At 43.9% G+C, this 11,672-nt stretch carries 13 protein-coding genes; 8 read left to right on the forward strand and 5 right to left on the reverse strand.

Annotated features, from left to right (window positions below; genetic code table 11):
- Positions 1-13: 13 nt before the first annotated feature.
- Together fmt and def are read right to left on the reverse strand one after the other, a co-directional pair.
- The gene (gene fmt, locus WC819_00620) at positions 14-1,261 is read right to left on the reverse strand and encodes a methionyl-tRNA formyltransferase (protein ID MFA5985834.1); all 1,248 of its coding nucleotides are present in this window, start codon (positions 1,259-1,261) and stop codon (positions 14-16) included.
- A gap of 14 nt (positions 1,262-1,275) precedes the next feature.
- The gene (gene def / locus WC819_00625) at positions 1,276-1,854 is read right to left on the reverse strand and encodes a peptide deformylase (GenBank protein ID MFA5985835.1); all 579 of its coding nucleotides are present in this window, start codon (positions 1,852-1,854) and stop codon (positions 1,276-1,278) included.
- A 107-nt stretch (positions 1,855-1,961) separates the two neighbouring features.
- On the opposite strand from def, the gene WC819_00630 reads away from it, so the two are divergent.
- The 6 genes from WC819_00630 (at position 1,962) to WC819_00655 (ending at position 6,114) form a co-directional block, all read left to right on the forward strand.
- Positions 1,962-2,645 (forward strand): FAD-dependent thymidylate synthase, encoded by a 684-nt coding sequence (locus WC819_00630; protein MFA5985836.1) that lies wholly within the window; start codon positions 1,962-1,964, stop codon positions 2,643-2,645.
- Positions 2,646-2,764: 119 nt separating this feature from the next.
- Positions 2,765-3,049 carry an NUDIX domain-containing protein gene (locus WC819_00635; GenBank protein ID MFA5985837.1) on the forward strand — a complete coding sequence of 95 codons (285 nt, stop codon included), beginning with the start codon at positions 2,765-2,767 and terminating at the stop codon, positions 3,047-3,049.
- A gap of 392 nt (positions 3,050-3,441) precedes the next feature.
- Positions 3,442-3,771, forward strand: coding sequence for a nucleoside triphosphate pyrophosphohydrolase family protein (locus WC819_00640; GenBank protein MFA5985838.1), 330 nt, complete (start codon positions 3,442-3,444; stop codon positions 3,769-3,771).
- 46 nt (positions 3,772-3,817) lie between these two features.
- Positions 3,818-4,216 carry a four helix bundle protein gene (locus WC819_00645; GenBank protein ID MFA5985839.1) on the forward strand — a complete coding sequence of 133 codons (399 nt, stop codon included), beginning with the start codon at positions 3,818-3,820 and terminating at the stop codon, positions 4,214-4,216.
- Positions 4,217-4,273: 57 nt separating this feature from the next.
- A complete protein-coding gene (gatB, locus tag WC819_00650) occupies positions 4,274-5,749 on the forward strand; it encodes an Asp-tRNA(Asn)/Glu-tRNA(Gln) amidotransferase subunit GatB (protein MFA5985840.1) in 1,476 nt (491 codons plus the stop codon).
- An 80-nt stretch (positions 5,750-5,829) separates the two neighbouring features.
- Positions 5,830-6,114 (forward strand): GIY-YIG nuclease family protein, encoded by a 285-nt coding sequence (locus WC819_00655; protein MFA5985841.1) that lies wholly within the window; start codon positions 5,830-5,832, stop codon positions 6,112-6,114.
- A 155-nt stretch (positions 6,115-6,269) separates the two neighbouring features.
- On the opposite strand, the gene WC819_00660 is transcribed toward WC819_00655, so the two are convergent.
- Genes WC819_00660 through thrS form a run of 3 tightly spaced genes read right to left on the reverse strand, consistent with a single transcriptional unit; the run spans position 6,270 to position 9,574 of the window.
- Positions 6,270-6,845, reverse strand: coding sequence for a YdcF family protein (locus WC819_00660; protein ID MFA5985842.1), 576 nt, complete (start codon positions 6,843-6,845; stop codon positions 6,270-6,272).
- A 3-nt stretch (positions 6,846-6,848) separates the two neighbouring features.
- Positions 6,849-7,799, reverse strand: a complete 951-nt coding sequence (gene miaA, locus WC819_00665) for a tRNA (adenosine(37)-N6)-dimethylallyltransferase MiaA (protein MFA5985843.1) — start codon at positions 7,797-7,799, stop codon at positions 6,849-6,851.
- A 23-nt stretch (positions 7,800-7,822) separates the two neighbouring features.
- Positions 7,823-9,574 carry a threonine--tRNA ligase gene (gene thrS / locus WC819_00670; GenBank protein ID MFA5985844.1) on the reverse strand — a complete coding sequence of 584 codons (1,752 nt, stop codon included), beginning with the start codon at positions 9,572-9,574 and terminating at the stop codon, positions 7,823-7,825.
- Between the two features lie 595 nt (positions 9,575-10,169).
- Here thrS and WC819_00675 point away from each other — a divergent pair.
- Positions 10,170-10,730 carry a hypothetical protein gene (locus WC819_00675; protein MFA5985845.1) on the forward strand — a complete coding sequence of 187 codons (561 nt, stop codon included), beginning with the start codon at positions 10,170-10,172 and terminating at the stop codon, positions 10,728-10,730.
- A 177-nt stretch (positions 10,731-10,907) separates the two neighbouring features.
- Positions 10,908-11,624 (forward strand): hypothetical protein, encoded by a 717-nt coding sequence (locus tag WC819_00680; GenBank protein MFA5985846.1) that lies wholly within the window; start codon positions 10,908-10,910, stop codon positions 11,622-11,624.
- Positions 11,625-11,672 lie beyond the last annotated feature (48 nt).

The raw sequence follows: 11,672 nt of genomic DNA on the forward strand, positions 1-11,672 counted from the left end.
TTCTCGCATAATTTTAGTGAAGGACAGCACCTTCGAAATCTTTGTATCCGTTCAAAAAATCATATACTGGCATGACAGCTTTGCATTCCGGCTGGATTGATTCGAGGATGATCGCAGTGTCAAAGGTTTTTATACATAGTTGGTCACGCGCAATAAATACTGTCCCTGGGAGAAGATCTTTTTGTTCATCTGATAATTCGCCCGTAAAGGGATAAATGCCACGAAGCTTGATGCGGATGATGTGGCTTTCTCGAACCTCCCAATATCCAAAAATGCCAGGCCACGGATACAATGCGCGATAGCGATTGTAGATCTCTTCCGTTGTATCAGTCCATTGGATATGGCCGTCTTCACGGTCGATCATTTGACAGAGTGTTGCTTGCGCAGAATCCTGCTCCGTCGGTGTGATGGAGTGATCTAAGATTTTTGGGCATGTTTCGATGAACAACTTTGCGCCAACGCGAGAGAGTTTTTGCGTAAGTTCATCTGCTTTTTCATGATCCTCAATCGTCACTTTCTCTTGTGCAAAAATAGCACCGGTATCCATACCAGTATCCATGCGCATAATGGTTACACCAGTCTCTTTGTATCCAAGGAGAAGAGCATTTTGAATTGGGGATGATCCGCGTAGTTTTGGAAGAAGTGATGTGTGAATGTTTATGGCGCCAATTTTAGGAATTTTAAGGACTTCTTGCGGTAATATTTTGCCATAAGAAGCAACGACGATCGCATCTGGTGCGATGCTCTTTATTTTATCAATAGTTTCTGCATCAAACTTATATGGTTGGATGAGAGGGATATTGTTCTGCATGGCGACATCTCGAACAGGATTTAAGGCAAGTGCACGATTGATCCCGGTTTTTTTTCTGCCAAGTTTTTTTTCTGGCTGTGTTATGACTGCTGCGAGATTGCATTTGGCATGTGCAAGCATTTCATTGAGAATGTGCGATGCAAACTCTCCTGTACCCATAAAAATCGTTTTGATCGTGCCGGTATGCTTTTTGGGAAAAGGTTTCTTTTCTTGTGTTGGCAAAGGGGCTTCTGCCGGCGAGGGCGATTGCGTCAGCGGTGTTTCGGCAGGTGTAGAAGTCTCTGCATTTTGCAGTTGCGTCTCATCTGAATCTTTCAAAAGAGAGACCGGGTTTTCCTGGAGGTTTTCTGTTGAGATGTCTTCGTGCACAGACACAGGCGACTCGTGTGTGTCGGCATCAATAGTGATGTTTTTTGGTTTAACCTTTTTGATGTCTTCTAATATGCTCATATGGATTTTTATGACTATGAAATATTTATTTCTTCACGAATGGCCTTCTGTTGAGCATAACGATCGGTGATCAATATACCATTTAAATGGTCGATCTCATGCTGGCAAACAACGGCGAGAAGGGCGCTGGCCTTTAGTTTATTTTTCATCCCGTTTGCATCAATGTACTGTACAGTGATTTTTTGATGGCGGATGATCGGTAATTCTTGATCGGGCACACTGAGACAGCCCTCCGTAAAGATGATCATTTCCGGCGATCGTGTGATGATCTTTGGATTGATCAGCGTGAACTGCTGGCCGTCGAGATCGATCACAGCGATTTGTTTTGACACATTGATCTGTGGTGCCGCGAGTCCGACGCCGTTCTCAAGTTTCATGATCTCATACATGCGCGTGATAAGACCTTGCATTTCAGCACTTCCGATGTCTGACGCGGACGCTGCCTTTTTGCCCAAAACAGGATCACCAATCTCTATAATATTGCCACTGTGGGCATTTTTCTGATGGTATAACATACCTGTATTATGACGTATTTTTTGACTGTAGTCAAAAAGAATTGCGGCTACGAATTTTTGACATTTGGGGTGTGTCATGCGATGATGGTCTATTCAGTCCAATGGGGGACTGAGAACGTGTTTTTTTACATCATACACAAAGAAAAGGGAGGTGATGAGTATGCGATGCCTTTCGCGAGGCATATATGCTGTGCCCCACAGACACATGGATCAAGGGATTGGCTTGTGCGGTGGCAGTGCGGCATCCGGTATTTTTCCCCGAAGTGAATTTTGGCGGGGATAATAAAATGGAACAGCTGATCGAAAAAGTCGATCTGGCAACGCTTGACGGTGTGATCAAAGATGAAAACCCGGATCTGTGGCGCAGACATCGATTTGTCGCGGTGAAATTTATCGTCAATCGCGCAGTGACACATGAGCTCGTCCGGCACCGCCCGTGTTCGTTCTTGCAGGAAAGCCAGCGGTACTGTAATTATGGTCTGGACCGTTTTGATAAGCGGGTGACATTCATCAAGCCGTTATTTTTCCCCGAGGATTCAGAGGAATATCAGGATTGGCTGGAGGCTGTAGAATTCACAGCAAAAAAATATTTTAAGCTTCTCAAAACGTCAACACCGCAGGCGGCACGTACCGTATTCGCAAACAGTTGCAAGACGGAGATCATCGTTTTTACCAACATCGAACAATGGAATCACATCCTGCATCTTCGCACAAGTTCCGCAGCAGAGCCGTCCATGCGCGAGGTTATGATCCCATTGCAAAAGGCAATGCAGGAGATGTTCCCGCGAGACTCATTTGATAAGCGGATTCCCGAGGCATATGCTCAGTTTCCATGGGAGTGGGATGCATTTTGTCTGGAATATCCGTGACGCGCTGTTTTTGTGAGATGTATTATACCGCCTATGGGAGAATTCCTGTAGGCGGTCTATTTTTTGAGTTATTATATAAATAATGGTACGATAGCTTTGATAAAAGATGTATCAAAAATATGTTAAAAATTGCGTGTAAAAATAATTTTGACAAAATAGTTGATGTGCCAGCGGATAAATTCGTCTTTCGTCCCAGTGCGTACGGTGTGATCGTTCAAGATGATCGTGTGCTTATGTTGCGCAATAGAAGTAATGGAAAATTGTGGTTTCCTGGTGGCGGTGTGGATATTGGTGAAAAGATCGATAATGGATTGTACAGAGAAATGCAAGATGAGACGGGGTTGCAGGTCGAGATCAATAATATGGTTCTTTTTAAAGAGAATTTTTTTACTATCAACCATTAGATGAGGCATATCATGCGTTCCTATTCTTTTTTGCATGTACTGTGACGGGTGGCACATTGCATCATGATGAGCTTGTAGATGATCGAGAGTCCACAAAACCTCGATGGATTGATCGCACAACGCTTAAAAAAGAGGATATAAGCGATTTACAAGATGATCTGTACCATCTCATTACTCATTTTGAGGAATATATTTTTTAAATAGTCCAGTCGTATTTTGTCAGATTGTTAGTTGATCTCACTAAAATCCTGCGTCTTGTCAGGTCGCAATTACTGAGAGAAGTTGTCTACAGGTCTACCTATCTAATTATCTAATAATCCAGTTATTTTTTTCTTTGAATATTATAAAAAAAGTGGTAGAATGGTGGGGTTAAATCCTTACTTTTTGATCCTATGAATTTCAGTGAATATCAAAGTGAATCACGCAAAACAGCGCTGTATCCTGATGTGGGGAAGAATTTCGTCTATCCGACGCTTGGGTTGGCGGGTGAGGCGGGGGAAGTGGCGGACAAGCTCAAAAAGACGATCCGTGATGATGGCGGTGTTTTGACAGCAGAAAAAAAACAGGAAGTAGGCAAGGAATTGGGCGATGTGCTTTGGTACGTGGCACAGGTTGCGTCGGAGCTTGGACTGTCGCTTGATGAAGTCGCACAGGCAAATTTGGAGAAATTATTTAGTCGTAAAGAGCGCGGGACATTGACCGGGAGCGGAGACAATCGATAGAAAGAAGAGGTATATGTCATTGGAAATAGGATAAGAAATACGATGTATGTCAGAAGATTATCACAAAAGCATTTATAGTTATACGGATTTGGATGTTTATAAGAGAGCATATAAATTGTCTATTATTGTATGTACAAAGTTGATCATCAAGTTGCCAAAAGAAGAGCAATTCGTTCTTGTGGATCAGTTGCGAAGATCGTTCAAAGCAATACCGCGTTTGATTGCAGAGGGATTTGGTAAAAAACATCAGAAAAAAGGTTTTCAAAAATATTTAGATGATGCAATTGCTGAAAATAATGAAACGATTGTGAGCCTTTCACATGTACGAGATATTTACCATAAGTGTGTAAATAAATCATCAATAGAAAAAATGATCAGTGAATATGAGATTGTGGGCAAACAACTGTTTAGATTAAAACAAAGTTGGAACAAATTTTCTCAATGAACCAAAAAACAAATATCCGATGACTATTCCTAATGCTAATAACTTAACCTTATAACTATGTCAAAAAAGTATAACGTGACAATCGGTATGGAGATCCATGTGGAGCTCAAGACAGAGTCAAAGATGTTTTCCGGTGCGCCAAATCATTTGGGTATGGAGAAGACGCCAAACATGTCGATCGATCCCGTGACGATGGCGCTGCCGGGCAGTTTGCCGGTGCCAAACAGGAAGGCGATCGAATTTGTCCAAAAAGCGGGACTCGCATTGGACTGTGAGATCGCGCGCAAAAGCAAATTTGATCGCAAAAATTATTTTTATCCCGATCTGCCAAAGGGGTATCAGATCTCGCAATACGATATGCCTCTGTGTGAGCATGGCAAGGTGATGATCGGCGATAAAGAGGTTGGCATTACGCGTATCCACATGGAAGAGGACACAGGGAAATCCACGCATCCGGCCGGTGCGTCATATTCCCTTGTGGATCTCAATCGTGCGGGTGTGCCTCTTATGGAACTCGTGACCGAGCCGGATATCACCAGCGGAGCGCAGGCGAGAATGTTTTGTCAGAAGTTACAGCAGATCTTTCGCTATATCGATATCGCCGATGCGGATATGGAAAAAGGACAGATGCGCTGTGAGGTGAACATTTCTCTTTATAAAGAAGGTGCCGATCGTCTTAGTGGACAGAAGGTGGAGGTAAAAAATCTCAGTTCATTTCGTGTTGTAGAAAGAGCGATCGATTATGAGATCGAACGGCAAGCCAAGGCGTTGGATGGTGGCGAAGTGATCGTGCAAGAGACGCGCGGATGGGATGATGCAAAAGGTAAGACTGTATCACAACGCAAAAAAGAAAATGCGCATGATTATCGCTATTTCCCGGAGCCGGATATTCCGCCGATGACATTTACCGACGAGTACGTGGAGCAATTGCGTCGTACTTTGCCGGAGTTGCCGCGACAAAAGGAAGAGCGTTTTATCAAAGAATACGGTCTGAGTGTGCAAAACTGCTCTGTAATCACGGCGGATATCGCGATGGCAAATTACTTTGAGCATGTTGTCAGTGAGATCATGGAAAAAAAGGCGTCCGGTGAAATGCGATCCGAACCCGAAAAGGCCATAAAACTTGCCGCAAACTATTTGGTCAGCGAAGTGCAAAAACATCTCGTCAAAGAAGGACAGAGCATTGATGATATAAAAATTTCCGCGGAGAATTTTGCCGAACTCATGGCAATCGTTGCAGATGGCACGATCAATTCGTCGGCGGCACAGATCGTTTTGGAAGAAATGTTTTATGGTAAGGACGATGACCCAAGTCATATTATCGAAGCAAAAAATCTCTCACAGGTGTCAGACACGGGTGCATTGGAACAGCATGTCGATGACGTTCTTGCGCAGAATGCACAGTCTGTGGAGGATTACAAAGCCGGCAAAGAAAATGCGATCAAGTACCTTATGGGACAAGTAATGAAAGTTTCCGGCGGAAAAGCCAATCCACAAATGGTGATGGAGATCTTGAAAGAAAAGTTGAAATAATCACTGTTGCGGTGTAATGCTCGTTGTCATTCCCGCGCAGCCTGCCTGCCGGTAGGCAGGGCGGGAATCCAGATTTGTCTATGAAAAACTATTTTGTTTATATATTGGCAAGCAAAAGAAATGGCACTCTTTATATTGGTATAACGAGCAATTTGCAAAGACGCATATATGAGCATAAAACAAAACAGATTAAAGGATTCACAGAAAGATATGGCGTAGATCATCTTGTATATTTTGAGCAGACGACGGATGTGTACAGTGCTCTAACAAGGGAAAAACAATTAAAAAAGTATAACAGACTATGGAAATTGCGATTGATTGAAGAACAGAATCCGCAGTGGCAGGATCTTTCAGAAGATTTGTAATATTCTAGATTCCCGCCTTCGCGGGAATGACAACATATAATAATCTTGAAAGAAAAGTTGAGATAATTATGTTGTGATATTGGGAATGGGCATTGTCATTCCTGTGCAACCTGCCTGCCGGTAGGCAGGGTAGGCAGGGCAGGAATCCAGATCTATTAGATCAACACATTGATGTGGAAGAAATAGTAGATCGTGCCAATCACTTCATGGATGAAAAATTGGGGCTCTTTGAAGTAGCGACCGTGATAGTAGTTTGCACGGTGGAGAGAAAAATCTGTAATGCCATGTTGTCTCGCAAGGACGGCGATGCGTCCGAGATGAAAGTCATTGGAAACAAAGACAAAACTTTTATTTTTGGGGAGATTTTTGATCGTGGCGTGCGTGTTGAGTCCGTTGTAATCCTCGATGATGTCTTCGGTGGCAACGTTGTTTTTTTGCGCCAAGTCTAGCATGACGTCTACTTCGTGTGCGCCATACGTACTGGGACCGCCGGAAAGAACAAGGCAGGACACAGTATTATTCTTATATAATCCAATGCCGGTCATTGTGCGGTCATAGAGTGCATGTGATGGGATGGCATCACGCCACACGGCAGCACCAAACACCACAGCGCAATCTTTTGGCTCTGTGGATGCATGGAAATAATTTGCAATTGTGTAAAATGCGCTTGCAAAGATGACTGTAAATATTATAGCAATCAGCGCAATGCAGATCTTGATGAATTTTTTCATGAGTTATGGTGTGTATAAAAATTTCTTTGCAAATGTATGTGCTTCTTTCTCTTTTGTAATACGCCTGATCGGTGCATTTTGTTTCTCCCAGCGGCGGATCCAGGTCTCTTGTCTTTTGGCATAGTGTTTGAGGTCGCGGATCGTATTGTCGCGCATGAGATCAAATGAGACTTGTCCTCGCACATAGCGTGTACACCACTTGTACTCCAGTCCAAAGCTTTCCAAACGTGACCAAGGCACATGAAGGGTATGATGTGCATGGATGATCTCGTCAAAAATGCCGGTATCAAACCATGTGTCCATGCGTTTTTCAATGCGCGCGTTTAGTATATCACGCGGATGCATGATTGCGAGGATGAGGTCGCTCTGCGGATCGATCGGTATGCGCTTTTCTTGCGGTACGCTTCCAAGTGCTGTGGCGATTTCGATCGCGCGGATGAGTCGGACAGGATTATTGGGATCGATCTTTTGCGCATAGATGGGATCCAGTGATCGCAGTGTGGCGAGTAATTGTGTGCATGTTGATTTTTGCAACGATGTGCGTAAAGGAGGATTTGGCAGTACGGAGGGGAATACCGCATTTTCAATGAGTGCTTGTGCCCAAAACAGTGTGCCACCGCAGATGATCGGCAATTTTTTCCTTTGCTGGATGTCTTTTTGAATGCGCATGGCTTTGCGAACAAATTTTCCTGCGTTGTATGGGGTGTTGGGATGGACAATATCGATCATGTGATGACGAATGCCATTGGAAAGATAGACGGATTTCTTGCAACCGGAAAAATCCGTATACAACGTAAGATGTCCGGGTTCTTTGCCGGTGCCAATTGTAAGGTTGCGGTGGATTTGGCGCGAGTCTGCACTGATGATCTCACCGGAAAATTGCTTCGCCAGAGCAATGGCGATAGCTGATTTGCCTGAGGCAGTCGGTCCGATGATGGTGATACGCTTCGGCATATGGTTTTTTGTGCATATGACAATTATTGTGATTGTAGTTTTGTGATGAAATCATCCACGCTGGTTGTTCCTTCGTCATCATTTTCTCGTGAACGGATGGATACGGTTTTATCAGCGACTTCTTTTTCGCCAACGACAAGGATATAAGGCACTTTCTCTTTTTGTGCAACGCGCACGCGTTTGCCGAGTGTTTCGGATTGGTCATACAGTTCTACGCGAAAATCGTCTTGCATCAATCGATCACACACCTCTTTGCCATAGTCATTGAATTTGTCCGATACGGGGATGACAACAATTTGTACAGGAGAGAGCCAGAGGGGAAATGCGCCGGCAAAGTGTTCGATGATCACCGAGAGAAAGCGTTCCAATGAACCGGCGATTGCGCGGTGGAGCATGACGGGGGTTTGTTTGGCGTTTGTTTCGTCGGTATATTCCAATCCAAATCGCTCCGGCATCACGAAGTCGAGTTGTGCTGTTGCCAATTGCCACTCGCGTCCGATCGCATCACGGAACATGAAGTCTAATTTCGGTCCGTAAAATGCGGCTTCACCTTCTACACGTTTGTAAGGGAGGTTTTCTTTTTTAGCGATGTCTTCCAATGTTTTCTCCGCTTTGTCCCATTTGGCGGGGTCGCCGAGATATTTTTCCGGTGTCTTGGGATTGCGCACGGAAACAGAAACCCAATAATCACCCTCATTGAACATGTTGAGCGATGTGTAGAAATCCTTGATCACTGAGACGATGCCACCGACCTCTGTTTCGATCTGAGCGGGTGTGCAAAATACGTGTCCATCGTCCTGAGAGATCGAGCGTACGCGCGAAAGTCCCAAGAGTTCTCCCGCTTGTTCATCGCGATATACCATAGTCGTTTCCATATAACGCACCGGTAAGTCGCGGTACGAGCGTTGGTGTGATGCATAGATCTGTGTGTGATGGGGGCAGTTCATCGGTTTCATCACAAACTCTTGATCGGACTGACCTTTGACTTTGAATAATTCATCGCCAAACTTTGCCCAATGTCCTGATTTTTCGTAGAGATCTTTTTTGGTGATGTGAGGGATCGTGACTTTTTGATAACCGAATTTTTTCTGGAGGTTTTGGATCTTTTCGACGATCAGATCGCGCAGAAGTGTGCCTTTTGGTGTGAAGAGAGGAAGTCCGCCACCGACAAGTTCGGAGAATGTAAAGAGATCCAGCTCTTTGCCGAGTTTGCGGTGATCGCGTCGCTTTGCTTCCTCGATGCGCGCAAGGTAGATATCTAATTCTTCTTTGGTGTCAAAGAGTACACCGTAAATACGCGTAAGCTGTTCGCGCTTCTCGTCGCTTTTCCAGTATGCGCCGGCCAGACGTGTGATCTTGAGTGCAGATGCGTCGATCTCTTTGCTGTTTTCCACGTGTGGGCCACGGCAGAGGTCGGCAAAATCTTTGGATGTATATACTGAAACGATTGCTTCACCACTAGTTGCGAGATCGTCAATGAGCTCCAATTTGTATTTTTGATCCTTGAATTGACCTTTTGCTTCGGCGATAGAAATTTCTGATCGCTCAAACGGGATATTGTGACTGATCATTTTTTTCATGCGCTTCTCGATCTGTTTGAGGTCAGCCTCCGTGATCGGTTGTGCGGTTTCGATATCATAATAAAATCCGTCATCGACAATCGGTCCGATACCAAAGAGTGCATCGGGTCGGATCTCTCGCACAGCCATTGCGAGGAGATGGGCGGCGGAATGGCGTTTTTTATTTAGCTCTTCTGATGGGTTGTGTGAACACATATGTTTTTTAATTAGTCCTGTCGCTCACGAGCGACGGGATGATTGGTTAATAATTAATAATGAATTTATTGATTTAATGTCATTCCCGTGCAGACGGGAATCTAGTCAATAAAATATGTTGTGCTGGATTCCCGCCTATGCGGGAATGACAGCTATGAGATATTTTTGCAGTGCTGCCTTGATCTTGCCGAGAGGTATTCGTTTTTGTTGAGGAGAGATCCACCCGAGGCGCCTGCCTGCCGGTAGGCAGGGATTAATTTTTCTTTTAGAAAAATTAAAAAGCGTCAACAACAAATACTGCAAACTTTGTACTGAGACCCTTCTTTGGAGAGGGGCGGTTCCACTCAGTTTCCCGTTTTTGTTGTGGGCGCTCTTTGGATCGTGCATCTCACGTGTACACGTCATTACGCAGACTCCATAGTTTGGTAGGCTATATCATCATCTGTATGAAATTGTACTTGTATTGTGGCATGAAAAATGGCAGGATGTCAAGCATTGACAAAATACAAATCGTATGCTATAATGTACGGTTGTTATTTTTTGTTCGTTTTATCATCAAAAAAGCGCATATTGCGCACAAAAAAGGAGAAATGGTATGAATACTGTTGCGAGAAGTTTGTCAGATTTGGGTTTGGCCATTGCTTCATATGATCCGTCTCACAGGGCACCAAAAGTCCGGCGACCGAAAAAAGAGAAAAAGAGGATCGTCGTCATGCAGAAAGTCAGTGAAACGAAAGGCGGGTCACAGACTACCGATGAAAAAGTCGTAAAACCTGTAGCTCCTCGGTACACATCCATCACGACAGAAACCGGCGTAAAAATCCGGGTGCCAAAAAAGAATGGTCTGGAGTATAAGGAAGAGTATTTCTTAAGCGGAAGGTGCATTGAAGCGCACTATCATCATGTGTGTGGACTCGACAAGAAAGGCGTTCTCAATAGATTCTTTTATGGGATCAAAGAAGAGCATTTTGGTAAAAATATTATTACCACAGTTGTCGTTGTGGAAAAAACAATGCCGGACGGTCATGTGTTCACGATGACTAATATCTACAACACGCCGGAGGCTGTGAAAAAAAGTACGTTCACCATGCCAATCGGAGGTGACAAGGGCATAAAGATCATCCAGTCACAGTCGCAACACATCGTATTTGCGTAACCGATGTCAGTCTCCACAGGAAAGCAAAATGCTTTCTTGTGGGGATTTTTTATTTCATTGTGGTTACAGATGTATTAATATTGACTTTGTGGTGTATATTATGATACGATGATCTGTCGTTGGGAATATGTGATAGTCACTTAGTTTGTTAACAAATAGGAGAGGAGAAGTAAAACAATGGCCAAAAAAATGACAGGGGAAGTGGTAAGGAAGCGGTATCAGGGTCGACTGGAAAAAACTGCGAAATATGTCGCGAAACTGATTTGCAACGAAATTGATAAAAAAATAAATGCTTATAGCAGTCAAGATGCGAGTCAGCATGCAAAGTTTAGCGTTTTTATCGACAAAATAACCAGTGGCAATAAGTATAAATTACCGCAAGGGATGTTGGAATGGCGGTTTGCAAGTCCTATAAACTCTTGCAATTACCAGCCTCTGGTTGATCGGATTGTCGAACACATACGTGCGTATTACGCTGATTGGTCGAGAGTAGAACTGAATGGTTTTAAAGATAAGTTGAGAGAGGCATATATCGTTTTGGATGCCGGCTTCAAAGTGTCGACCGAGATCCGTCATCCGTGTGATCTTGATAATATCTTTCGAGATCGCAGAAGAGAAATGGTGCTGTATTTTGTCAATGGTATCCGTGCGGAGATCGAAAAGAGATACGGAAAGCAGTCTTCGTGCCAACAGATCTTTACTGATGATATGATATATCAATCAGACCTATCGCTTGATATGAAGGAGGCACAGGAACTCTTCCAGGATGTACGGCGTGTATTATTGGATGATAAATGGCAGATTGACCTCTATCCAAAACCGGACAATGTTGCTCAAGAAATGTTGTTTGCAAATAAGAAATATGCATTTTGTATCACTGCATTTAAGTTGTAAACAACAGACGACACAGCCGCCACAGCTTAGGTAAAAGCAGTGGCGGTT

The sequence above is a fragment of the Parcubacteria group bacterium genome (assembly GCA_041660065.1).
Lineage (GTDB): Bacteria > Patescibacteriota > Minisyncoccia > Moranbacterales.

Bases quoted from the DNA above. Each gene is read 5' to 3' on its own strand.
- fmt (MFA5985834.1), bottom strand. From the start codon at position 1,261: ATGAGCATATTAGAAGACATCAAAAAGGTTAAACCAAAAAACATCACT.
- def (MFA5985835.1), bottom strand. From the start codon at position 1,854: ATGACACACCCCAAATGTCAAAAATTCGTAGCCGCAATTCTTTTTGAC.
- WC819_00630 (MFA5985836.1), top strand. From the start codon at position 1,962: ATGCTGTGCCCCACAGACACATGGATCAAGGGATTGGCTTGTGCGGTG.
- WC819_00635 (MFA5985837.1), top strand. From the start codon at position 2,765: ATGTTAAAAATTGCGTGTAAAAATAATTTTGACAAAATAGTTGATGTG.
- WC819_00640 (MFA5985838.1), top strand. From the start codon at position 3,442: ATGAATTTCAGTGAATATCAAAGTGAATCACGCAAAACAGCGCTGTAT.
- WC819_00645 (MFA5985839.1), top strand. From the start codon at position 3,818: ATGTCAGAAGATTATCACAAAAGCATTTATAGTTATACGGATTTGGAT.
- gatB (MFA5985840.1), top strand. From the start codon at position 4,274: ATGTCAAAAAAGTATAACGTGACAATCGGTATGGAGATCCATGTGGAG.
- WC819_00655 (MFA5985841.1), top strand. From the start codon at position 5,830: ATGAAAAACTATTTTGTTTATATATTGGCAAGCAAAAGAAATGGCACT.
- WC819_00660 (MFA5985842.1), bottom strand. From the start codon at position 6,845: ATGAAAAAATTCATCAAGATCTGCATTGCGCTGATTGCTATAATATTT.
- miaA (MFA5985843.1), bottom strand. From the start codon at position 7,799: ATGCCGAAGCGTATCACCATCATCGGACCGACTGCCTCAGGCAAATCA.
- thrS (MFA5985844.1), bottom strand. From the start codon at position 9,574: ATGTGTTCACACAACCCATCAGAAGAGCTAAATAAAAAACGCCATTCC.
- WC819_00675 (MFA5985845.1), top strand. From the start codon at position 10,170: ATGAATACTGTTGCGAGAAGTTTGTCAGATTTGGGTTTGGCCATTGCT.
- WC819_00680 (MFA5985846.1), top strand. From the start codon at position 10,908: ATGGCCAAAAAAATGACAGGGGAAGTGGTAAGGAAGCGGTATCAGGGT.